At 73.3% G+C, this 22540-nt stretch carries 18 protein-coding genes and 1 riboswitch; of the genes, 11 read left to right on the top strand and 7 right to left on the bottom strand.

Annotated features, from left to right (window positions below):
- Nucleotides 1-81 precede the first annotated feature (81 nt).
- The 7 genes from ACIA5D_RS26345 to ACIA5D_RS26315 are packed head-to-tail and all read left to right on the top strand — an operon-like array spanning nucleotide 82 to nucleotide 8627.
- Nucleotides 82-915: a glycosyltransferase family 2 protein gene (locus ACIA5D_RS26345; protein WP_396032858.1), complete on the top strand. Its 834-nt coding sequence runs from the start codon at nucleotides 82-84 to the stop codon at nucleotides 913-915.
- Entirely contained in the window at nucleotides 912-2024 is a 1113-nt protein-coding gene (locus tag ACIA5D_RS26340) for a glycosyltransferase family 4 protein (protein ID WP_396032857.1), read from the top strand. The genes ACIA5D_RS26345 and ACIA5D_RS26340 overlap by 4 nt, the downstream gene beginning before the upstream one ends.
- Complete coding sequence (locus ACIA5D_RS26335; RefSeq protein WP_396032855.1) at nucleotides 2021-3877, top strand: hypothetical protein; 1857 nt, start codon at nucleotides 2021-2023, stop codon at nucleotides 3875-3877. Before ACIA5D_RS26340 ends, ACIA5D_RS26335 begins: the two co-directional genes overlap by 4 nt.
- On the top strand, nucleotides 3874-4650 hold the full coding sequence (locus ACIA5D_RS26330) for a hypothetical protein (RefSeq protein WP_396032854.1): 777 nt from the start codon (nucleotides 3874-3876) through the stop codon (nucleotides 4648-4650). The genes ACIA5D_RS26335 and ACIA5D_RS26330 overlap by 4 nt, the downstream gene beginning before the upstream one ends.
- Nucleotides 4644-6059 (top strand): lipopolysaccharide biosynthesis protein, encoded by a 1416-nt coding sequence (locus ACIA5D_RS26325; protein WP_396032853.1) that lies wholly within the window; start codon nucleotides 4644-4646, stop codon nucleotides 6057-6059. Before ACIA5D_RS26330 ends, ACIA5D_RS26325 begins: the two co-directional genes overlap by 7 nt.
- Entirely contained in the window at nucleotides 6056-7282 is a 1227-nt protein-coding gene (locus ACIA5D_RS26320) for a glycosyltransferase family 4 protein (RefSeq protein WP_396032852.1), read from the top strand. Before ACIA5D_RS26325 ends, ACIA5D_RS26320 begins: the two co-directional genes overlap by 4 nt.
- Entirely contained in the window at nucleotides 7266-8627 is a 1362-nt protein-coding gene (locus ACIA5D_RS26315; RefSeq protein WP_396032851.1) for a glycosyltransferase, read from the top strand. Before ACIA5D_RS26320 ends, ACIA5D_RS26315 begins: the two co-directional genes overlap by 17 nt.
- A 208-nt stretch (nucleotides 8628-8835) precedes the next feature.
- On the opposite strand, the gene ACIA5D_RS26310 is transcribed toward ACIA5D_RS26315, so the two are convergent.
- From ACIA5D_RS26310 to ACIA5D_RS26295, 4 genes are all read right to left on the bottom strand, one after another.
- A complete protein-coding gene (locus ACIA5D_RS26310) occupies nucleotides 8836-10425 on the bottom strand; it encodes a cellulase family glycosylhydrolase (RefSeq protein ID WP_396032850.1) in 1590 nt (529 codons plus the stop codon).
- Nucleotides 10426-10578: 153 nt separating this feature from the next.
- A complete protein-coding gene (locus ACIA5D_RS26305; RefSeq protein ID WP_396032849.1) occupies nucleotides 10579-12240 on the bottom strand; it encodes a precorrin-2 C(20)-methyltransferase in 1662 nt (553 codons plus the stop codon).
- Nucleotides 12241-12245: 5 nt separating this feature from the next.
- Nucleotides 12246-12866, bottom strand: coding sequence for a precorrin-8X methylmutase (locus ACIA5D_RS26300; RefSeq protein WP_396033081.1), 621 nt, complete (start codon nucleotides 12864-12866; stop codon nucleotides 12246-12248).
- Nucleotides 12863-14092 carry a precorrin-3B synthase gene (locus ACIA5D_RS26295; protein WP_396032848.1) on the bottom strand — a complete coding sequence of 410 codons (1230 nt, stop codon included), beginning with the start codon at nucleotides 14090-14092 and terminating at the stop codon, nucleotides 12863-12865. Before ACIA5D_RS26295 ends, ACIA5D_RS26300 begins: the two co-directional genes overlap by 4 nt.
- 127 nt (nucleotides 14093-14219) lie before the next feature.
- A riboswitch (cobalamin riboswitch) is annotated at nucleotides 14220-14290 on the top strand.
- 52 nt (nucleotides 14291-14342) lie between these two features.
- Here ACIA5D_RS26295 and cobN point away from each other — a divergent pair.
- The gene (cobN, locus tag ACIA5D_RS26290) at nucleotides 14343-17879 is read left to right on the top strand and encodes a cobaltochelatase subunit CobN (protein ID WP_396032847.1); all 3537 of its coding nucleotides are present in this window, start codon (nucleotides 14343-14345) and stop codon (nucleotides 17877-17879) included.
- Here the strand turns inward: cobN and ACIA5D_RS26285 are convergent.
- Nucleotides 17840-18781 carry a LysR family transcriptional regulator gene (locus ACIA5D_RS26285; protein ID WP_396032845.1) on the bottom strand — a complete coding sequence of 314 codons (942 nt, stop codon included), beginning with the start codon at nucleotides 18779-18781 and terminating at the stop codon, nucleotides 17840-17842. The genes cobN and ACIA5D_RS26285 overlap by 40 nt on opposite strands.
- Before the next feature lie 115 nt (nucleotides 18782-18896).
- Between ACIA5D_RS26285 and ACIA5D_RS26280 the strand changes: the two genes are divergently transcribed.
- Both ACIA5D_RS26280 and ACIA5D_RS26275 read left to right on the top strand, forming a co-directional pair.
- Complete coding sequence (locus tag ACIA5D_RS26280) at nucleotides 18897-19598, top strand: SDR family NAD(P)-dependent oxidoreductase (protein ID WP_396032844.1); 702 nt, start codon at nucleotides 18897-18899, stop codon at nucleotides 19596-19598.
- Entirely contained in the window at nucleotides 19585-19929 is a 345-nt protein-coding gene (locus ACIA5D_RS26275; protein ID WP_396032842.1) for a nuclear transport factor 2 family protein, read from the top strand. The genes ACIA5D_RS26280 and ACIA5D_RS26275 overlap by 14 nt, the downstream gene beginning before the upstream one ends.
- Here ACIA5D_RS26275 and cobF read toward each other — a convergent pair.
- Nucleotides 19898-20662 (bottom strand): precorrin-6A synthase (deacetylating), encoded by a 765-nt coding sequence (gene cobF, locus ACIA5D_RS26270; RefSeq protein WP_396032841.1) that lies wholly within the window; start codon nucleotides 20660-20662, stop codon nucleotides 19898-19900. The two genes, ACIA5D_RS26275 and cobF, sit on opposite strands and share 32 nt — an antisense overlap.
- Nucleotides 20663-20769: 107 nt before the next feature.
- Here cobF and ACIA5D_RS26265 point away from each other — a divergent pair, with 107 nt between their 5' ends.
- Entirely contained in the window at nucleotides 20770-21486 is a 717-nt protein-coding gene (locus ACIA5D_RS26265; protein ID WP_396032840.1) for a tetratricopeptide repeat protein, read from the top strand.
- On the opposite strand, the gene ACIA5D_RS26260 is transcribed toward ACIA5D_RS26265, so the two are convergent.
- Entirely contained in the window at nucleotides 21455-22444 is a 990-nt protein-coding gene (locus ACIA5D_RS26260; protein ID WP_396032839.1) for a GNAT family N-acetyltransferase, read from the bottom strand. The genes ACIA5D_RS26265 and ACIA5D_RS26260 overlap by 32 nt on opposite strands.
- Nucleotides 22445-22540: the final 96 nt, after the last annotated feature.

Raw genomic sequence — 22540 nt, 5'->3', positions numbered from 1 at the left:
ATCGCGGCCGGGGCCCCCGGCGGCGCCCGGCCGCGCATCCCGCACCACCTCGCAGCACCCACTGAGCCTTGGAGAACTGCCATGTCCACGGTCCCCTACGTCAGCCCATCGGCCGGAACGGAGACCGAGCTACCCCCGGGGGTAGTCCCGTCGGGCGAGCCCCTGGTCAGCGTCATCGTCCCCGCCCTCAACGAGGCGCGGAACCTGCCATACGTGCTGGCCCGCCTGCCCGAGGTCGACGAGGTGATCCTGGTCGACGGCGGGTCCACCGACGACACGGTCGGCGTCGCCCGCCGCCTCATGCCCGGCATCCGGGTCGTCACGCAGAACCGCCGGGGCAAAGGGAACGCCCTGGCCTGCGGCTTCGCGGCGGCGACCGGCGACATCCTGGTGATGATCGACGCGGACGGGTCGACCGACCCCAAGGAGATCCCGAGCTTCATCGCGGCGCTGCGCGGCGGCGCGGACTTCGCGAAGGGCTCGCGGTTCCGCGGCTCCGGCGGCAGCGCCGACATCACGCGCCTGCGCTCGGCCGGCAACAAATGCCTGAGCATGCTGGTCAACACCCTGTTCCGCACCCGATACAGCGACCTCTGCTACGGGTACAACGCGTTCTGGGCCCGGCACCTCGACGTGTTCGGCCTGGACAGCACGACGCCCGCACCCGTTCGCGGCGACGGCCGGCTCTGGGGCGACGGCTTCGAGATCGAGACCCTGCTCAACCTGCGCGCGGCCCGCGCCCGGCTGCGCATCGTCGAGGTCGCCAGCTTCGAGCAGGCGCGCATCCACGGCGAGAGCAATCTCAACGCGATGACCGACGGCCTGCGGGTGCTGCGGACCATCGCCCGGGAGTGGCCGCGGCGCGACCGGGCGGCCCGGCGGTCGGCCCGCCGGGTGTCGGAGCGGGCCCGGTGAGGATCGGCGTCGTCACCAGCGCGTACCACCCCGACGTCGGCGGGGTCGAGACGCACTGCCGGCGACTGTGCGCGGCGCTGGTCGCGGCCGGCGACCAGGTCGAGGTGCTCACCCAGCACGCCACCGCGGTCGAGGAGACCCTCGACGGGGTGCTGGTGCGCCGCTTCCCGCTGACCGTCGCCGCCCCGAACTACCGCTTCTCGCGGGCCCTCTGGCCGTGGCTGCGCGCCAACGCCGGCCGGTACGACCTGCTGCACGCCCACAGCTACCACGCGCTCGCGGCGCTGCCGGCCGCGCTCACCAACGACACGCCGCTGGTCTTCACCCCGCATTACCACGGCACCGGGCACAGCCTGCTGCGCGCGGCGCTGCACCCGATCTACCGCCCGGTGGGCCGCCGGATCGTCGCCCGGTCCGACCGGCTCATCTGCGTCACCCGGGCCGAGCGGGAGCTGCTCACCCGGCACTTCCCGGAGGCCGCCGACCGGATGGTGGTCATCCCGAACGGCACCGACCCGGTGCGGGTGGTCGAGGCCACGGCCGCCGATCACCTGGGACGCAGCATCCTCTGCGTCGGCCGGCTCGAGCGCTACAAGCGGGTCGACCGGGTCATCCGGGCGATGGTCCACCTGCCCGTCGACCACCGGCTCGACGTGGTCGGGTCGGGCCCGGCCCGCGAGGAGCTGGAGCTACTGGCCGGCCGGTACGGCCTCGGCCGGCGGGTGGTGTTCCACGGCCGGCTCGCCGGCGACGCCTTCGCGGTGCGGATGACGGTCGCGGCCGCGGCCGTCTCGGCCTCCGGGCACGAGGCGTTCGGCATGGCGGTGGCGGACGCGCTGACCGCGGGAATCCCGACCGTGGCGTCCTTCATCCCGGCGCACCGGGAGCTGGCCGCGATGGCCGGGGACGGGGTTCCGCTGTGGCTGGTCAACCCGGACGACGAGGTGGCGCTCGCCGACGCGCTGCGGGTCGCGGCGTCCACCCGGCGGGTCGCGCACGGCAGCAACGCCCTGCCCACCTGGAGCGATGTGGTGCTGTCCACCCGGGAGGTGTACGCGAGCGTCGCGCCCCGGATCCGGTTGACCCAGCAGGGAGCCGGCGACCGATGACGCTGACCGTCCCCCGGGTCACCCCGACCAGCATTTCCGAAAGATCGCCTGACAAGACGCCGTGGGCCTGTGCCGTCACCCTGACCGCCGCGGGGGCGGCCGGGGCGGCGGCGCTGGTGACCGCGGACCGGGCCGCCGAATGGGGACGGAACCCGTTCGGCTGGTTCTGGCTCGGCATGCTGGTCTTCACGCTGCCGGCCGTCTGGTGGGCCGGCCGCCGCGCCACCGGCGCGCTGTTGCGGGTCGCCGTGCTCGTCGCGTACGCGTGCTTCACCTACCTGCCGAAACTCCTGCGCAACCCGACCGGCCCGCTGTACCACGACGAGTTCGCGCACTGGCGGCAGAGCCGCGGAATCCTGCTCGACGGCCGGCTCTTCGACCCCAACCCGATCGTCCGGGTGATCGGCGACTTCCCCGGCCTGCACTCCACGGTGGCGGCGCTCTCCGCGCTGACCGGCGCGTCGATCTGGCACGCCGCGCTGCTCGTCCTCATCGCCGCACACGTGCTCGTGGTGCTCGGCGTCGCGGTCCTCGCCGAGGAGATCTGGCGGGACGGCCGCACTGCGGCGGTCGCGGCGATCGCGTACACGTTGAACAGCTCTTTCCTGTTCTTCGACACCCAGTTCGGGTACGAGTCGCTGGCCATTCCCCTGATGATCTGGACGCTCGTCGCGCTGCTGCGCGCCATGCGGGACCGGAGCGCCGGCTGGATCGTCACCACGCTCGTCCTGTCGGCCGCCACCGTCGTCACGCACCACCTCACGGCGCTCGGCCTGATCGCCATCATGATCATCTTCTCGGCCGCGATGACCGGCCGCCGCAACGCCGCCCCGGCCGCCTGGACCGCGTGGGCGCTCACCGTCGCCGCCGCCTGCCTGGTGACCGGCTGGCTGTTCTGGGTCGCGCCGAAGACCGCCGGCTACCTCGACCCGTACCTCGGCAAGGCGCTCGACCAGATCGCCGGCATGGTCGACGACAGCGGATCGGGCGGGCGCACGCTGTTCAAGCAGTCGGTCGCGCCCTGGTGGGAGCAGAAGGCCGCGTTCGCCGCGCCGGTTCTCGCCCTGGCCGCGACGGCCGCCGCGGCCTGGCGGCTGCGCCGGCGCCGCGCCGCCGATCCGCTCACCCGCGGTTTTGCCGTGGCGGCGTTGACGATCGGCCTCTGCTACTTCCCGGCCGCGGTCCTCATCCTCACCCCGTCCGGCGCCGAGGGGGCGCGCCGGTCGTGGGCGTTCAGCTACGTCGGGATCGCCCTGGTCGTGGCGCCGCTCATGGTCGCTCTGCTCAACCGGGCCGCCAAGATTGCCGGCCCCGCCCTGGTCGCCCTCTTCGCGGTGATGCTGGTCGGCAACACCGCCGCCGGGATGAACCCGTCCTACCGCTTCCCGGGTCCGGCGGCCTACGGCTCCGACACGCGCTCGCTCACCCCCGAGGTGGTCGCCGCCTCGAACTGGCTGCGCGCCACACAGGGCCGCGACCTGCGGATCGTCGCCGATCGTTACTCCGGGCTCATCTTCGGCTCGTTCGGCGGGCAGTTCCCGGTCACCGGCTCGGTCACTTTCCCTACGTACGAGCTGTACCTCGCGCAGCCCGGCACGCCCGTCCCGCCGACGCTCATCGCGCAACTGAGCTCGTGGAACTTCGAGTACCTGATCGTCGACCGGCGGATGGCCCGGGAGGTGCCGGAGATCGGCATCTACTTCGAGACCAACGAGCCGATCCCGCACGACGGGCGGCCGGCCTTCACGCTCGGTCAGCTCACGAAGTTCGACCGCCTGCCCTGGACGATCAAGATCTACGACAGTGGGGACATCGCGATCTACCGCTTCGACTTCATTCAGGTCTCCCGATGACCACCCCGCGGCTGGCCGGCGCGGCGGCGCTCTCCCTCGGGGCGCTGGCGTTCTGCACCCTCACGCTCGGCCAGTTCTGGATCATGGGGGTCTTCCTCGCGGTGGCCCTGTTCGCGGCCGGCGAGCTGTGGCTGCGCGCGCTGATCCGCTCGACGCTCCCGCCGCTCTTCCGGTTGGGCCTCGGCGGCACGGCCGGCCTGATCAGCCTTCCGCTGGTGGCGCTCGCGCTGCACCTGGCCGGCGTGCCGATCCGGGCGCTCCCGCTGACCGCCGGGCTCGCCGCGCTGACGGCCGGGCTGGGTGGGGTGGCGCTGGTGCGGGAACGCTCCGGCGCCGCGGTGGCCGATCCGCGCTTCGCGCGCACGCTCGCCGCGGTCGCGATTCCCGGGGTGGTCGCGCTGGTCGTCGGGTTTGCGGCGACCTTCGCGTACGTCCGGATGCCGCACCCGCCGCAACCCGGTTTCACCAGCGTGGCATTGGGCGGCTGGGCCGCCGACATCTCCCGCCCGGTCACCATCCCGGCCCGCGGCCTCGACGTGCCGATCCGGATCTCCACCGCCGGCCGGCCCTCGGCGGTCGAGACCCTCGCCGTCCGCGTCGGCGACCTCCCCGCCGGTCCGCCGCTGCGGGTGGCGATCGCCGCGGACAGCACCCGCGCGGTCCAGGTGCACGTGCCGGCGCCGCCGAAGGGTTGCGCGCAGCGAGTCGAGATCACTCTGGGCGCGGCCAGCACCGCGTTCTACGCCCGTGCGCGGGGGGTGGGGCCGTGTTAGGCAGGGTCGGGCGCGACTCGCTGGCCCGCAACAGCGTCCTGATCATGGCGAGCACGGTCGGCACCAGCGGGCTCGGCTATCTCTACTGGATGATCGCGGCCCGCGAGCTGCCCCGTCCCGCGATCGGCACCGCCACCGCGCTGATCTCCGCGGCCACGGTGGTCAGCATGATCGCCAACCTGGGCCTCGGGCACATGTTCATCCAGCGCCTGCCCGGCGTGCCCGCCGCGGCCTGGTCCCGCATCGTCAGCGCCGGCCTGCTCCTGGGCTGCGCCGCCACCGCAGCCGCCTCGCTGGCGGCGGTGCTCGTGCTGCCCCGACTGGCCGGCAACTTCGGCTTCCTCGACGAGCCGGCCGGCGCCGCCGCCCTGGTCGCGACCGCGGTGGCCCTGACCGCGTCGATGCTGCTGGACTACGTCTTCGTGGCCCACCGGGCGAGCCAGGGCATGCTCTGGCGCAACCTGGCCCTCGCCGGCGGCAAGGTCATGACCCTGCTCGGCCTGACCGCGGCGGGACTCTCCACGGCGTCGGCGGTCGTGCTCGCCTGGACGCTTCCGTCGCTGGTGGTCAGCGGGTACACGCTGCGCCGCAGCCTGCCCCGCCTGCGCCCCGGCTACCGGCTGGCCGGCGCGGGTCTGGCGGCCGAGCTGCGGCACGTGCGCGGCTCGCTCACCGGCCACCATCTGATCAACCTGGCCCAGGCCGGGCCGAGCGCCGTGCTCCCGGTGCTGGTCACCGCTCGCCTCGGCGCCGCCGACAACGCCCACTTCTACATGGCCTGGATGACCGCGTCGGTGCTGTTCATGGTGTCGCCGGCGGTGGCCTCGGCCCTGTACGCCGAGCGCGCCAACGCCGCCGGCCGCTCGGCTTCGCTGCCGCGCGCCGCCCTGGTGGTGCTGGTCGTCATCGGCGCCCCCGCCACCGGTCTGTTCCTGGCCGGCGGCTGGATCCTCGCGCTGTTCAGCCCGGCCTACGCCCTCGGCGGCGCGACGCTGCTGAAGATCCTGGTGCTGGCCGCGATCCCCGACGCGATCACCAACCTGGCCGTCGCACACTGGCGCTCCGAGGGCGCGCTGCGCCGCTGCCTGCGCCTGAACCTGCTGATGGCCGTCACCTGCCTGACCCTGACCTGGCTGTGGCTGCCCACCTGGGGCATCGAGGCGGCCGGCCTCGCCTGGCTGACCGGCCAGTCCACCGGGGCCCTGATCGTGGCCGGCTACGCGTTGTGGGGCCGCTTCCTCTCTCCCTCTCCCGGGCCGGCCCCAGGGAAGACAGCGCCCCGGCCGCGGTCGCCGGCGCGGCCGCCGCACCCGGTCGGGCGCGGGCGTCCCGCCATGCGCCTGGGGAACCGGAACCGCCGCCCCGCACCGCACTCCCGACCCCGTTCGCGAACTTGGAGGGCCCCGTGAGGATTCTTCAGCTGGCCAATCTCTACGCGCCCGTCATCGGCGGGCTCGAGCGCAGCATCGCCACCAGCAGCGAGGAGCTGGTGCGGCGCGGGCACGACGTCACCGTGCTCACCCTGGCCACGGCGGGCGCGCGAGCCGGCGAGACCCGCAACGGCGTCCGCGTCGTGCGGGCCCGCAGCGTGGCCAACACCCTGCTGCCCGGGATCAACCAGGACCCGGCCAAGCCGTTCCACCCCACCGCGCCCGACCCGCTGACCACGGCGGACATCCGGCGCGAGCTGTGCGGCGGCGACTACGACGTGGTGCACAGCCACGACTGGCTCATGTACTCGTACCTGCCGCTGCGCTACCGCAAGGAGGGGCGGCCGCACGTGCACACCGCGCACGACTTCGGGCTCGCCTGCGTCAAGAAGACCTACGCGCGCGACGGGCGGGGCTGCCTGCCGGGGCCGCGGTTGTCGCGCTGCGTGTCCTGTGCGACCGGCCAATACGGACGGCCGCGGGCGGCGGCGCTGACCGCGGCGCTGCGGGCGCACCGGCACCGCGGGATCGACGCGCTGACCGCGATCTCGCCGTCGGTGGCCGAGGCCCTCGACCGGGCCCGGCTCCCGGCCGGGCTGCCGGTGCGGGTGGTGTCGAGCCTGGTGCCGGACGGGCTGGACGAGCTGGCCCGCAACACCCCGCGACCGGCGTGGCTGCCGGACCGGCCCTATCTCCTGTTCGTGGGGGCGCTCGGACCGCACAAGGGCGTGGACGTGCTCTTCACCGCGTACCGCAAGCTGGCCGGCGCCTGGAAAGACGCGCCGGATCTCGTCTGCGTGGGCACTCCCCGCGCCGACACGCCGCCGATCCCGCCCGGCGTTCATGTGCGGCACGACGTGCCGCACGCCGAGGTGATGGCCGCCTGGCACGGCGCGGCGGCCGGGGTGGTCCCGTCCATCATGGAGGCGATGGGGCAGGTGGCGGTGGAGGCCCTGCTCGCGCGGACCCCGCTGATCGTCTCCCGCACCGGCGGCCTGGCCGACATGATCCGCGACGGGGAGAGCGGCCTGCACGTCCCGCCCGGCGACGCCGAGGCCCTGCACGCGGCGCTGTGCCGGCTGCTCACCGAACCCGCCCTCGCCGACCGGCTGCGCTCGGCCGGGTACCGGCGGGGGCTCGACTACACGGCGGCCCGCGTGGTCCCGCAGATCGAGGAGATCTACCGTGCCTGCATCGCCTGACCGCAAGCGGATCCTCGTCGTCGGCTCGGGGTGGCGGTTCACCTCCGGGATCAGCTACTACACCTGCCGGCTCGCCAACGCGCTGAGCAGCCGGTACGACGTCGGCGCCATCCTCATGCGGCAGCTGTTGCCGACCCGCCTCTACCCGGGCCGCGCGCGGGTCGGCCGCCCCCTCAACGATCTCCGCTACGACTCGCGGGTCCCGGTCTTCGACGGCGTCGACTGGTGGGGGCTGCCGAGCCTCGTGCGCGCCACCCGATTCATCCGGAGATTTCGCCCGGATGTGCTCGTGCTGCAGTGGTGGACCGGCGCCGTCCTGCACTCCTATCTCGCCCTCTGCCTGGCGGCCCGGATGACCGGCGCCCGGGTGGTGGTCGAGTTCCACGAGGTGCAGGACACCGGCGAGGCCGCGCACCGCTGGGCCTCGCTCTACGTGCGGAAACTCATCAAGCCCCTGCTGCGCGCGACCGCCGGCGTCGTCGTTCACTCACGCTTCGATCAAGAGGCAGTTCATCACACGTACGCCCTGAGCACCGTCCCCCAGGTGATCGCCCGCCATGGCCCGTACGACCACCATCACGCGACGGCCCGGCGGCGTGTCGCCCCGGGTGAGCCCCGCCGCCTGCTGTTCTTCGGAACGATCCGGCCCTACAAGGGGCTCGAGGATCTGATCGACGCCTTGGCTCTGTTGCCCGAGGACTGCCGGCTGACCGTCGTGGGCGAGACCTGGGAGGGCTGGCAGCTGCCGGTCGACATGATCGCCATCTCGCCGGCCCGCGAGCGCATCGACCTGGTCAACCGGTACGTGACCGACGCCGAGGTGAACGACTTCTTCGCCGGCGCCGACCTGGTCGTGCTGCCCTATCGGCGCAGCTCCGCGAGCGGGCCGCTGCACATCGCGATGAGCCATGGCCTGCCGGTGGTGGTGACCGCGGTCGGCGGGCTGGTCGAGGCGGCCGGCGATTATCCGGGGGTGCGCTTCGCCGAGCCGGGCGACCCGGCCGGGCTGGCGGCGGCGATCCGCGAGGCCTTCCCGCTGATCGGCGATCGGCACGCCGACCCCTGTTCGTGGGAGAGCACCGTCGCCGCCTACGACACCCTGCTCACCGAGATCGGCGTCCACGCTGTTCCTGGCTTTGACGACCCGCCTGCTCTTGACGACCCGCCCGCTCTTGACGACCCGCCTGCTCTTGATGACCCGCCCGCTCTTGATGAGTTGCCGGCTCTTGATGACACGCCGGCTCTTGATGAGTTGCCCGTTCTTGATGAGTTGCCGCGTGCACCGCACCCCAGCTCATCGTCGATGACTCGCCGCTCGGAGCGCGCCGCAACTCGTCGACGGTGACAGCGACGCCGCCGCCCCGGCCGGAGTGGGGGGGGGGGGGGGGGGGGCGGGGGCGGCCCCCCGGGGGGGGGGGGGGGGGGGGGGGGGGGGGGCGGGGGGGGGGGGGGGGGGGGGCGGGCCGGGGGGGGGGGGGGGGGCCCCCCCCCCCCCCCCCCCCCCCCCCCCCCCCACTTGGGGGGCGACGGCGTCGCTGTTGCGACGTGCCGGGTCAGGAGGCGGTGACCAGCACGTCGTCGAACCAGACGGTGCCGGTGTTCGCGCCCGACTTCAGGTGGATCTGCATGCTGGCCGACCCGGCCGGCGCCACCCCGTCCACCGACAGCTTCGTCCAGCCGGTGGTGCCGGCCGGCAGCGACGCCGACGACCCGCCGCCGAGCCACTTGTCGTTGATGTCGAACCAGCTCAGCGCGATCTGCGTAGCGCCGGTCGCCGCGTTGCCCTTCGCCCACACCTCGCCGTGCCACTTCTGGCCGGGCTGCACGGGCGTGACCGGCGCGACCCGGAACGACGGCGAGCCCGCCGAGTTCTTGCCGGTGCCGGACAGCGTGACCGACCACTTGCCGGTGCGCGCGGCGCTCGTCGTCTTGACCGCCAGCCCGAGCTCCGGCATGAAGGCGCGCCACGGGGTGAGCCCGGCCGCGTTCTCGAAGCCGTTGTCGGTCAGCGTGGCCGGCATCGCCGTGTTGGTCCACGCCGCCTTGACCACGGCCGCGGCCGCCTTCGCCGTGCCGTTCGTCCGGTACAGGCCGTAGTTGTACTGGGCCTGGATCTTCGCCACCGACGAGTCGGGGATCGCGCCGGCCGCGAAGTCGGTCAGCGTCCACGGCGCCACCGAGTCCACGCCGGCCACGTCGGCGGCCTGGAACACCCGGGCCAGGAAGGCGGCCTGCTCGCCCTCGGTGTTCTGCAGCGTGTTGAGGCCGGCCTCGCCGATCACGATGGGGGCCGGCGAGACCGCGGACTGCGCCTGGCGGATCATCGCGAGCGCCCGCTCGGAGTTGCCGTAGAAGTGGTAGTCGTAGTAGTCGAGCGGGGCCGCCGACAGCGCCGTCTTGATCTTCGCCATCCCGGTGGCGCCGGCCGCGCCGTCCACCGAGAAGGTCAGCGGCATGGTCGGGAACGCCGAGCGCATGGCCGGGACGATCTTCTTGGCCCAGCCGACCGCGGCGGTGTTGGTGGCGTCGAACTCGTTCTGCAGCTCGACCGAGATGACCCGGGCGTCGTCCTTGTACGGCTTGAGGATCGCGGTGGCCCAGGCGGTGCTGCCCGAGATGTCGGCGTAGCCGTTCCACCAGTCGAAGAGCGTGAACTTGACGGTCATCCCGCGGGCGGCGGCCAGCTTCACGAAGGTGGCGAGCCGGTCGGTGTAGGTGGCGCTCGGCGCCGGGTAGCCGAACGTCGCCGGGAAGATGATGGCCCGCACCCCGGTGGCGCCGAGCGCCTGCGCCTTGGCCAGGTCGGCGTCGACCTTCGTGGCGTCGAAGCTCGTCCACATCTTCGACCAGCCCGCCGTCGACGGGTAGTAGTTGATCACCATGGCGGTCTTGACGGCGGCCAGGCGGCTCGCGCGCGTCGGGGTGGTCGTGGTCTTGACGACCGGCTTCGCGGCGACCGGCTTCGCGGCGACCGGCTTGGCGGCGGCGGGCTTGGCGGCGGCGGGCTTGGCGGCGGCGGGCTTGGCGGTGGCGGGCTTCGCGGCGGGCTTCGCCGCCTTGGCGAACGCGGGGGAGGCCGGAAGGGTGAGGCCCAGCAGGACCGTAGAGGCGATGACTGCGGCGCTGCGGCGGGAGAGCTTCACTCGGGGGGCCCTTCGTCAGGTATCAGTTCGGGAGCGGCCCCTCCAATCGGCGGGTTGCATTCGGGGTGTCGAGGTTCGCTGATTGCATCGACGGTGCGGCTCGGTGGCAGGAAGGTTGCCCGCCCACCGGACGATGGCCCAACGGCCCGGCGGTCAGGGTTGCGGATAGGTTCGCGGCGTATACACCCGGGCCGAGCCGTCGGCGCCGGCGACCGCGCGGGTCTGCGTCGAGCCGATCAGCAGCAGGCAGCGCATGTCGATGGTGGCCGGGTCGAGCTCGGCGAGCGTGGTGACCCGCACCGACTCGGACGGCCCGCCGACGTCCCGGCCGATCACCACCACGGTCTGCGGGTCGCGGTGCTCCAGCAGCAGCTCGCGGGCCCGCACGAGCTGCTCGGTGCGCGACTTCGACGCCGGGTTGTAGATCGCGATGACCAGGTCGGCCGCGGCCGCCGCGACCAGCCGGCCCTCGATCATCGACCAGGGCTTGAGCCGGTCAGAGAGCGAGAGGACGCAGAAGTCGTGCCCCAGCGGCGCGCCGACCCGGGACGCGACCGCCTGCGCGGCGGTGAGCCCGGGGACGATCCGCACCGGCACGTCCTTCCACTCCGGGTCTTCGGCGACCTCGAGCACGGCCGCGGCCATGGCGAAGATGCCCGGGTCGCCGGCCGAGATCACCGCGACCCGGCGGCCGCCCTTGGCCAGGTCGAGCGCGAACGCGGCGCGCTCGGCCTCGACCCGGTTGTCGGACGCGTGCCGGAGCTGCCCAGCTCGCCGCGCGACCCGATCGAGGTAGGGGCCGTAGCCGACCAGGTCGTCGGCCTCGGCGATCGCCGCCCGGGCCTCCGGCGTGAGCCAGCGCGGGTCGCCGGGCCCGAGCCCGACCACGGCGACGTACCCATCAGGGCTCGGGCCCTCCGCGCCGTCTGCCGGGCCGGTTGCCGCCGGCTGCGCGGGGCTCGCGTTTTCCGCGCCGTCCGCGGCCGGGATGCGGTTGTCCGCGCCGCTCGCTGGTGGTGGCGTGGCGCCGAACGCGCTCGCTCGTGGTGGCGCGGCGCCGAACGCGCTCGCTGGTGGTGGCGCGGCGCCGAACGCGGTGGCGGCCGGGCTGGGCAGCAAGGCCAGGGAGAAGTACGGCACGGTCTCGGGGTCGACCTCGGCGAGCCGGGCGGTGCGCTCGCCGGCGGTGGTGGCGCGCTCGACGTACCAGGCGTCGTCGAGGCGGCCGGAACGCTGCAGGGCCTCGCGCACGGCGGGGAAGGTGCGGCCGAGCTTCATGACCGCGGCCGACTCGGTGCCGGCGAGGCGGGCGGCCAGGTCGGCGGCGGGCAGGGTGCCGGGCAGGATCGTCAGCACCTCGTCGCGCTCCATGAGCGGGCGGCCCAGCGCGGCCGAGGCGGCGCTCACCGAGGTGACGCCCGGGACGACCTCGGTCTCGTAGCGGCCGGCGAGCCGCTTGTGCATGTGCATGTAGGAGCCGTAGAAGAACGGATCCCCCTCGGCCAGCACCACCACGTCGCGCCCCGCGTCGAGGTGCGCGGCGAGCCGGACCGCGGCCTCGGCGTAGAAGTCGTCGATCGCGCCCTGGTAGCCGCCGGGGTGATCGGTGGTCTCGGTGGTGACCGGGTAGACCAGCGCCTCCTCGATCTGCCCCGGACGCAAGTAGGCCTCGGCGATCGCCCGCGCGTTGCTGCGCCCGTGCCGCGCCGAGTGGTAGGCCACCACGCCGGCCGCGCCGATCAGCCGCGCCGCCTTGACCGTGATCAGCTCGGGGTCGCCGGGCCCGACGCCCACACCGAAGAGCTTTCCTGGCATGGACATCACTCCGCTTCCGAGGCGAGGGCGTTGACCGCGGCGGCCGTGATGGCGCTGCCACCCCGCCGCCCCCGCACGATCAGGTGCTCGAGGCCGGAGGCGGCGAGCGCCTCCTTGGACTCGGCCGCGCCGATGAACCCGACCGGGATGCCGAGCACGGCCGCCGGTCGTGGCGCGCCCGCGGAGATCATCTCCAGCAGCCGGAACAGCGCGGTCGGCGCGTTGCCGATCGCCACCACGGCCCCGCCGAGCCGCTCGCCCCACAGGTCGAGGGCCGCCGCGCTGCGCGTCGTGCCGAGCTTTGCGGCGAGCGCCGGCACGGCCGGGTCGCGCAGCGTGCAGATCACGTCGTTGTCTGCCGGAAGCCGCTTGCGCGTGACCCCCGATGCCACCATCTCGGCGTCACACAGAACCGGCGCGCCGTCGAGCAGCGCCTTGCGCGCCACGGCGGCGACGTCGGGGCTGAACCCGATGTCCTTGGTGAGGTCGACCATCCCGCACGCGTGGATCATCCGCACCGCCACCCGGGCCACATCGTCGGGCATGCCGGAGAAATCGGCTTCGGCCCGAATGGTGGCGAACGATCTGCGGTAGATCTCCGCGCCGTCGCGCTCGTACTCCATCAGGGCCTCCTCGCAGCGGACACGATCTCGGCAAGGTCGCCGTCGACGACCTTGCCGTTGACGGCATAACCCCCGGGCGTCGCCTCGATCCGCACGTGCGCGCCGGAGGGAGACCCGCAGCCACGCGCGCACCCGATCCAGTGCACGGGCAGCCCTTCGGCGAAGCGGGTGGCGGCGATCGCATCGCCCCGGACGTCGGCGAGCGATTTGGCGCACCCCGGCCGCCCGGCGCAGGCGGTCACCCCCGACCAGCGCGAATCGGCCTCGACCGCCAACCCTGCCGCGGCAAGCGCATCGACCCAACCGCCCGCCGCCTCCGGCGACAGATCGGGAATCACCATCCCACGCGAGGCGGTCAGCGCCAGCCTGGGTGCATCGCTCAAAACCTTTATCTGTACGGCGGTGAGCCGTCCCAAAGGCACGATCGCCCCCGCGGCCACCCGCCCGTCGGGCTGTTCCACGACGCCCACCAGCGGCGCGATGGCGGGCGGGGTGGTGGCAGACGGCGGGGTGGTGGCAGAGGGCGCGGTGGTGGCAGAGGGCGCGGTGGTGGGCGGCTTCGCCGCCGTGAGCGGCACGTGCAGGGCCGCGGCGACGTCGACGGCTATGCGGCGTGGCCCATCCGGGATCTCGGCCAGTCGCCAGGCTGCCACCTCGGCGGCGCCGCGCTCGGCGAGGAAGGCGTGCGCGCCCGACAGCAGCGCCTCCACCACGCGACCGGCCGGCGCGCGCAGGCCCTCGTCGTGGCCGGCGAACAGGATCGCGAAACCGCCGGCCGACGGAAGGGCTGCCACGTCGGCGGCCAGGGGCACCTCGCCGATCGCGAACAGGAAGCGGCCGGGCAGCGCGGCCAGGGCCGGGTCGGCGCACAGGGCCTCGTCGAGCGCGCACACCAGACCACGGATCACGGCATCGGCGAGTGGGGGCGCGGCGATGTTGCGTACGGTCTCGTGGGTTTGTGACGGTAGGAGGCCGGCGGCGAAAAGCCGGGCCGCCAGCACCGCCGGGTCTGCCCCGTTGAGGGCGCGCAACTGCACATTCGCCCGGGACGTCAGTTCCAGCCCGCCGTCGCCCCATTCCGCGGCGATCGCGCCCAGCTCGGCCAGCTGGGCGCCGGTGAGCATGCCGCCGGGCAGGCGGACGCGCGCGAGCGGGCCGTCGGCCGCGGCATGCAGCCGCAGCGCGCCGGGGCAGGCGTCGGTCTCGGATGCTCGGATGGGGCGAGTCACGGCCCGGATACTACGGAGGAGGACCGACAGAAACGCATCCCCGCGTCGGCATCGTCACACACCTGACCCCGGCTTGACGGCGACCGTCGGCGCCCGGAAGGCTGTGGCCACAAGCGGCGACGCCGCGGAGGAAGCCGGTGCGAGTCCGGCGCGGTCCCGCCACTGTCACCGGGGTTTGCACCCGGGAGCCAGGAACTCCGGTCGCTGCGATTCCGTCTATCCGGGGCGCGGACCCTGGTGGGGAGTGCGCGTGTTCCTGCTGCTGTCGACCTCCGACACCGATCTGCTCAGCGCCCGGGCCGGCGGCTCGGCGTGGCGCCTGGCCAACCCGGCCCGCACGAGCGTCGACGACCTGCGCCCGCTGCTCGACGGCGCCGAGCTGGTCGTGGTGCGCATCCTCGGCGGGCGCCGGGCCTGGGAGGAAGGGCTCGACGCGCTGCTCGCCGGGCCGGTCCCGGTGGTGGTGCTGGGCGGCGAGCAGGCCCCCGACGCCGAGCTGATGAGGCTCTCCACGGTGCCGGCCGGGGTCGCGGCCGAGGCGCACAAATACCTCGCGTACGGCGGTGCGGACAACCTAGCCGCGCTGCACGACTTCCTCTCGGACACCGTGCTGCTGACCGGCAACGGCTTCGCGGCGCCGGCCCCGTCGCCGGACTGGGGCGTGCTGCCGCGCGAGACGGCCGAGGTCGACGGGCCGGTGGTCGGGGTTCTCTACTACCGCGCTCACCACATGGCCGGGAACACGGCCTTCGTCGAGGCGCTGTGCCGGCAGATCGAGGCGAAAGGCGCGCGGCCGCTGCCGATTTTCACGGCCTCCTTGCGTACGGCGTCGGAAGAGCTTCTCGCCGAGATGCGCAAGGCGGACGCCCTGGTCGTGACCGTGCTCGCCGCGGGCGGCACGAAGCCCGCCACCGTCGGAGCGGGCGGCGACGACGAGGCGTGGGACGTCGGGGTCCTCGCCGGGCTGGACGTGCCGATCCTGCAGGCGCTGTGCCTGACCAGCGGGCGCGCGGCGTGGGAGGCGAGCGACGACGGGCTCACCCCGCTGGACGCGGCGACGCAGGTGGCGATCCCCGAGTTCGACGGGCGGATCATCACGGTGCCGTTCTCGTTCAAGGAGCTCGACGAGGACGGGCTGTCGGTCTACGTGGCCGACGACGAGCGGGCGGCCCGGGTGGCCGGCATCGCGGTCGCGCACGCCCGGCTGCGGCACGTCCCGCCCGCCGACCGGCGCATCGTGCTGATGCTCTCGGCCTACCCCACTAAGCACTCCCGCATCGGCAACGCGGTCGGCCTCGACACGCCGGCGTCGACGGTGGCGCTGCTCGCGGCCCTGCGAGACCACGGCTACCAGATCGGCGATTTCGGGAACTACGACGGCGACGGGCTCATCCACGCGCTGATCGCGGCGGGCGGGCAGGACCCCGACTGGCTCACCGAGGAACAGCTCAGCGGCAACCCGGTACGAATCCCGGGCGGCGAGTACACGGCGTGGTTCGCGACGCTCCCGGAAGATCTGCGCGAGCGCGTCGAGCGGCACTGGGGGCCGCCGCCGGGCGAGCTCTACGTCGACAACGGCGACATCGTGCTGGCCGCCCTGCGCGACGAGAACATCGTGGTCATGGTGCAGCCGCCGCGCGGGTTCGGCGCCAACCCGGTGGCGATCTACCACGACCCCGACCTGCCGCCCTCGCACCACTATCTGGCGGCGTACCGGTGGGTGGCCGGCTCGTTCCGGGCCGACGCGGTCGTGCACGTCGGCAAGCACGGCAACCTTGAGTGGCTGCCGGGCAAGAACGTGGGCATGTCGGCCTCGGACGGCGTCGACGCGGCGCTGGGCGACCTGCCGCTGATCTACCCGTTCCTGGTCAACGACCCGGGGGAGGGCACGCAGGCGAAGCGGCGGGCGCACGCCACGCTGGTCGATCACCTGATCCCGCCGATGGCGCGGGCCGAGTCGTACGGCGACATCGCGCGGCTGGAGCAACTGCTCGACGAGCACGCTTCGATCGCGACGCTCGACCCGGCCAAGCTGCCGGCCATCCGGGCGCAGATCTGGACGCTGATCGAGGCCGCCCGGATGGACCACGACCTCGGGCTGGCGCTGCGGCCGGCCGACGAGGAGTTCGACGAGTTCATCCTGCACGTCGACGGGTGGCTGTGCGAGGTCAAGGACGCGCAGATCCGCGACGGGCTGCACGTGCTGGGCGCGGCGCCGACCGGCGAGGCCCGCGTCAACCTGGTCCTGGCGATGCTGCGGGCACGGCAGATGTGGGGCGGCCAGGTGGCGGCGCTGCCGGGCCTGCGTGAGGCGCTGGGCCTGGCGGAAGACGCCTCGACCGCCGAGACCGACCGGGTGGAGCAGGAGGCCCGTGGCCTGGTGGCGGCGATGGAGGAGGCCGGTTGGCCCCGCGACGTCCCGACCGAGATTTCGGAGATATCGGAATCGGTCCGGGCGGTGCTCGAGTTCGCGGCGCGCGAGATCGTGCCGCGCCTGGCCCGCACCACCGACGAGATCGGCAACGTGCTGCATGCCCTCGACGGCGGCTACGTCCCGGCCGGGCCGAGCGGCTCGCCCCTGCGCGGCCTCATCAACGTTCTGCCCACCGGCCGCAACTTCTACTCGGTCGACCCCAAGGCGATCCCCTCCGCCCTCGCGTGGGAGACCGGCCAGGCCATGGCCGACTCGCTGCTCGCCCGCTACCGCGCCGACTACGGCGACTGGCCCCGATCGGTCGGCCTGTCGGCGTGGGGGACCAGCGCCATGCGCACGGCCGGCGACGACATCGCCGAGATCCTCGCCCTGATCGGCGTGCGCCCGGTCTGGGATCCCGCCTCCCGCCGGGTCACCGGCCTCGAGCCGATCCCGCGCGACGAACTGGGCCGCCCCCGCGTCGACGTCACGGTCCGCATCTCCGGCTTCTTCCGCGACGCGTTCCCGCACGTCGTGGCGATGCTCGACGACGCGTTCCGGATGGTCGCCGAGATCGACGAGCCCGACAACCACGTCCGCGCGCACGCTTTGCGCGACCGCGACGACCATGGCGACTGGCGCCGGGCGACCATGCGCATCTTCGGCTCCCGCCCGGGCGCGTACGGCGCCGGCATCCTCCCGCTCATCGACAGCCGCAACTGGCGCGACGACGCCGACCTGGCCGAGGTGTACGCGGTCTGGGGCGGCTACGCGTACGGCCGCGGACTCGACGGTGTGCCCGCCCGCCCGGACATGGAGAACGCGTACCGCCGGATCGACGTGGCCGCCAAGAACATCGACACCCGCGAGCACGACATCGCCGACTCGGACGACTACTTCCAGTACCACGGCGGGATGATCGCGACGGTCCGTGCCCTCACCGGGAAGGCGCCCGCCGCGTACGTCGGAGACTCCACCAACCCGGACGCCGCACGCACCCGCAGCCTGACCGAGGAGACCGCCCGGATCTTCCGCGCCCGGGTCGTGAATCCCCGCTGGATCGCCGCGATGCGCCGGCACGGCTACAAGGGAGCGTTCGAGCTCGCCGCCACCGTGGACTATCTCTTCGGGTACGACGCGACGGCGGGCGTGGTGACCGACTGGATGTACGAGCAGCTCGCCACCACGTACGCGCTGGACCCGGAGAACCAGAAGTTCTTCCAGGAGTCCAACCCATGGGCGCTGCACGGGATCGCCGAGCGCCTGCTGGAAGCGGCCGAGCGCAAGCTCTGGGAGTCACCCGAGCCCGGGACGCTCAGCGCCCTGCAGGAGCTCTACCTGTCGACCGAGGGCGACTTGGAGGACAACGAGTAGGGGTCGTCCGCCGGCACCCAGACGCCGGGCTCGTCGAGGCAGAGCCGGCCGATCGAGCGGGTGAGCGCGTCGGCGAGGGCCCGCACCGCCGGCCGTTGCTCGTCGAGGCGACTGACCAGCGACCACGTCCAGTAGGGCTTCGGGCTCTCGATCGGCCGTACCACGAGGTCGGGCGGGATCGGGGCGTGCTGGCTCTTGGGGTTGTTGACCACCGGGCGGCGCAGCCGGCGCACGTGCTCGAAGAACGCGGGACCGGTGACGCCGCCCTCGGGGACATGCACGGCGCGGGCGCCCGTCTCGGCGGCCATTGCCGCGGCCCAGCGGTTCCACGACGACCAACTGGCCTCGTCGGCGTCGATCAGCACGACCGCGTCCTTCGCCCGCACCGCGGCGTCGTCGGTTCCCGTGCTGATCGCGTAGAGCCGGTCGACGCCGAGCAGGCGCGCCTCCAACTTCTCCTCGTGCAGCGTGTCCGCCGGCACCCAGCAGATCGCCAGGTCGAGGGCGCGCTCGGCGACCCGGGCGGCCTGCGCGTGCGACGGCATCACCCATGCGTCGACCACCAGGTGGGCGACGCCGGCCGCGCGCTCCTCGAGGTCGGCCGGCCGCCAGTTCACGTAGCCGAGCCGCACCGGCTCGCTGGCGGCCAGCCCCTGCGCCGTACGCCTGAGCTGGCCGGCCTGTTCGAGCAGCGCCACCGTCCGCGGCAGCAGCGCCGTCCCGGCCGCGGTCAGCACCACCGTGCGCCGGTCCCGGTCGAAGAGCCGGGTGCCCAGATCGCGTTCCAGGGCCTTGATCTGCTGCGACAGCGAGGGCCCGGCGATGCGCAGCCGCTCGGCCGCCCGGGCGAAGCTCAGCTCCTCGGCGACCGCGACGAAGTAGCGCAGCTGACGTAGCTCCATCCGCCCAGCGTACGGCGCTGGTAGGCGCAGCCTCTCAGCCGAGAGAAGACTAGACGTGTCAATCACTTCGCGGCGACCGATAGTCAACTCAGACCCGAGATCGAAGGAGCAGGAAATGTCCAAGGTTGCCGTCGTCACCGGTGCTTCTCAGGGCATCGGCGCCGCCACTGTCACCGCCTACCGCAAGCTGGGCTGGAACGTGGTCGCCACGTCCCGCACCATCAAGCCGTCCGACGACCCGGGCGTGCTCGTGGTGCCGGGCGACATCGCCGACCCGGCCGTCGCCGCCCGGGTGATCAGCGCCGGCCTGGCCGAGTTCGGCCGGATCGACACGCTGGTCAACAACGCGGGCGTGTTCATCGCCAAGCCGTTCACCGAGTACACCGCCGAAGACTTCGACCAGATCACCGGGGTCAACCTGCGCGGCTTCGTCGCGATCACCCAGCCGGCCGTCGCGGCCATGCTCGAGCGGGGCGGCGGGCACGTCGTCACGATCAGCACCACCCTGGTCGAGCACGCCAACAGCAACCTGCCGTCGGCGCTGGCCTCGCTGACCAAGGGCGGCCTCAACGCCGCCACCAAGTCCCTGGCGATCGAGTACGCCGGCCGGAACGTGCGCTTCAACGTGGTGTCGCCCGGCATCATCCGCACCCCGATGCACCCCGCCGAGACGCACGAGTTCCTCGCGGCGCTGCACCCGGTCGGCCACATGGGCGATGTCTCCGACATCACCGACGCGATCCTCTACCTGGAGAACGCGCCGTTCGTCACCGGCGAGATCCTGCACGTCGACGGAGGCCAGAGTGCCGGCCACTGAGCTCAGCGGCGCGCTCGACGCCTGGAAGGCGGGCATCGACGCGCACCGGCCGGACGACGTCGCCGCGGTCTTCACCGAGGACGCCGTCTTCCAGGGCCTCAAGCCCTACACCGTGGGCCGGGCCGGGGTCGCCGCCTACTACGACTCCCAGCCGCCGGGGATGACCGTCGACTACCGCGTCATGCGGGAGAAGCAGCTCGGCAAGGTCGTGCTGGGCTGGGTCGAGGCCGACTTCCATTTCACGGACGGCCGGGACCCGGTCGAGGTCAACCTCACGGTGGTGCTGATCGGCGGCCGCATCACTCACTATCACGTGAGTCGCCGCGTCTGAGCAGGTACGTATCCATGATCCAGCCGTGGCGCCCGCGCGCCGCGGCCCGGGTCTTGGCGATCTCCTCACCCACGTCGGCCACGCGCCCGGAGGCGAGGATCTCGTCCTCGGTGCCGATGTAGGCGCCCCAGTAGATGTCCGCGTCGGGGTGGGCGGCGAACGCCTGTTGTGCGTCCAGCATGACGACCACGTCGTCCACCCCGTCCGGCCAGCCCTCGGTGAGCCGCCGCCCGGTCGTCACCTGGAACGGCTGACCGACCCGGTTCAGCCCGATCCGGTGCTTCGCGGCCAGGGCCGAGACGCTGCTGATGCCCGGGACGACCTCGTACTCGAACAGGGTCTGTCCCCGCGAGAGGATCTCCTCGAGGATCGCGATCGTCGAGTCGTAGAGCGACGGATCGCCCCAGACCAGGAACGAGCCGGTCTCGCCGTCGAGCAGGTGCTCGCTGATCAGGGCCTCGGTGACCTGCGAGCGGCGGCTGCGCCAGTCGGCGATCGTGCCCTCGTAGTCGGCGGGCCGGCGGTCACGGTCGGGGTCGCGCCCCTCGGCGATACGCCTGCTGGGCCGGCCGTACGCCTTCATGAGCCGCCGCCGCAGCTCGATCATGCTTTCCTTCGCCTCGCCCTTGTCGAGCACGAAGAAGACGTCGGTCCGCCCGATCGCCTTCGCGGCCTGCAGGGTGAGGTGGTCCGGGTCGCCCGCGCCGATCCCGATCACGTAGATCTTCCGCACGATGGTGCAGGTTATCCCGCCTGCGCGCGCGCCGCCCGCGCGGAGGGCCTTCCTCCTGCTGGGACGAAGCCACCGAGCCGCGGCGAGTTTCAATACCATCGATGCCTATGGGGAGCGAGCCGACCGCCGGGGCACTGCTCGCCGCGGGGAGCGAGGCCCTCGTCGAGGCCGCGTTCCGCACCGGTGACTACCTGCCCGCCCGCCACCTGCTGGAGGCCGCCCGGCGGCGGGCGCGCGAGACCCGCGACCGGATGGACGAGGCCACCGCGCTGACCAGGCTCGGCATGCTGCTGCATTTCCAGGCGCTCGGCGGCGATCTCTCCCGCGCCGACTGGGCCGCCGAGGAGCGCCTGTTCCAGGAGGCGCTCGCCATCCAGCGCGACGCCGACGACCCGGCCGGGGCGGCCGAGGCGCTGTTCGGGCTCGGGCTCGTGCATCAGGTGCTGCGCGGCGACTGGCAGACCGCGCTGCCGTTCTACCGCGAGGCGCTCACGCTCGCCGAGCGGTACGCCGACGAGATGGTGCGCTCCGAGGTGCACCGGCACATCGGGTTCTACTACGTCTACGCGGCCGGCGACCCGGTTCAGGGCCTGCGGCACCTGCGCATGTCGCAGGTGCTGCGGGAGAGGTACGGCGATCCGCGGCGGGTCGCCACCGGCACGCTGGCGCTGGGGGAGGCCGAGCTGGCGGCCGGCAACCGGGCCGAGGCGCTGCGGCTGCTGCGGGAGGCGGTGCACCAGGCCCGGTCGGCCGGCCTGAGCGAGCAGCGGATCGGGTGGGCCGCACGGGCCCTCAGCGATGCTCTGGACCCGGGAGATCCTTGATCATCTGCTCGGAGGCCAGGCTCATGTCGAGGGAGTCGGCGAAGGCGAGCGCCTCGGTGCGGCCGGGGATGCTCAGGCCGATCCGCGGCACGCCGTGCCGGGCCAGCTCGGCCTCGGTCGCGGCGATCACGCGGCGGCCCAGGCCGCGGCGGCGCTGGCGCCGGTCGATCTCGAGGTGCAGAACCAGGCCGATCGTGGGGCGGTCGGGTGTGGGCAGCGAGCACCAGATCCAGCCGACCTCCCGGCCGCCGGCGTGCGCGGTGCGCAGCAGGGCGCCCTCGGTGGCCACGCCGGCCGGCGCTATGCGGCTCGCGGTCTGCAGCGCGCGCTCGGTGGTGGCGGACGGGTCGCGCACGAGGGCGAACGGGTCGTTGGTGGCGAGGTCGGTGACGCATTCCTCGTACGTCTGCTGGGTCATCGGCACCAGCGCGAGATCGTCGTCGCCGTCACCGGGGCCGGTGAGGTCGGGGGGCACGACCGGCCGGGCGCGCACCTGGCTCATGATCCGGTAGCCGAGGCGCTGGTAGAGGCGGCGGGCGCCGATGTTGTTCCCGAACACGTGCAGGCCCACCCGCCGCACGCCGCGGGCGACCAGGTCGGCCTCGGCCGCGTTGATCATCTGGCTGCCGTAGCCGCGACCGCGCAGCCCGTCGGCGACCTCGATCTCGGAGAGCCAGGCCATGTCGGGGTAGACGGTGCCCGGCATCGACATCCACAGGAAGCCGACCTCGTCGCCGCCGTCGACCGCCTTGCGCAGCAGTTGGCCCTCGGTGGCGAGGCCGTCCGGCAGGCCGGCGCCGATCTGATGGGCGGACTGCTCCAGCGCCCGGTCGGGGTCGACCCCGAAATTCTGGACGACGTCGCGGGCGTAGCTCGCGGCCATCGCCGGGCGCCGGGCCTCGAGCTCGGCCGGCGTCAGATCGATCAGCTCAACCCCCATGAGCATGAACTCTTTCATGTCCCGCCCCCGGGGGCGACCTGGCTGTCCAGCCTTCGTCGGATGCCCGACTGATCGATCGTGGTCAGTACTTCGGCCTGTGTAACTTGACCGACA

The organism is Actinoplanes sp. NPDC051513 (assembly GCF_044454685.1).
Classification (GTDB): Bacteria; Actinomycetota; Actinomycetes; order Mycobacteriales; family Micromonosporaceae; genus Actinoplanes.
This window is presented reverse-complemented; position numbering and strand designations above follow the sequence as displayed.

Bases quoted from the DNA above. Each gene is read 5' to 3' on its own strand.
- ACIA5D_RS26345 (WP_396032858.1), top strand. From the start codon at position 82: ATGTCCACGGTCCCCTACGTCAGCCCATCGGCCGGAACGGAGACCGAG.
- ACIA5D_RS26335 (WP_396032855.1), top strand. From the start codon at position 2,021: ATGACGCTGACCGTCCCCCGGGTCACCCCGACCAGCATTTCCGAAAGA.
- ACIA5D_RS26330 (WP_396032854.1), top strand. From the start codon at position 3,874: ATGACCACCCCGCGGCTGGCCGGCGCGGCGGCGCTCTCCCTCGGGGCG.
- ACIA5D_RS26305 (WP_396032849.1), bottom strand. From the start codon at position 12,240: ATGCCAGGAAAGCTCTTCGGTGTGGGCGTCGGGCCCGGCGACCCCGAG.
- ACIA5D_RS26285 (WP_396032845.1), bottom strand. From the start codon at position 18,781: ATGGAGCTACGTCAGCTGCGCTACTTCGTCGCGGTCGCCGAGGAGCTG.
- ACIA5D_RS26280 (WP_396032844.1), top strand. From the start codon at position 18,897: ATGTCCAAGGTTGCCGTCGTCACCGGTGCTTCTCAGGGCATCGGCGCC.
- ACIA5D_RS26265 (WP_396032840.1), top strand. From the start codon at position 20,770: ATGGGGAGCGAGCCGACCGCCGGGGCACTGCTCGCCGCGGGGAGCGAG.
- ACIA5D_RS26260 (WP_396032839.1), bottom strand. From the start codon at position 22,444: ATGAAAGAGTTCATGCTCATGGGGGTTGAGCTGATCGATCTGACGCCG.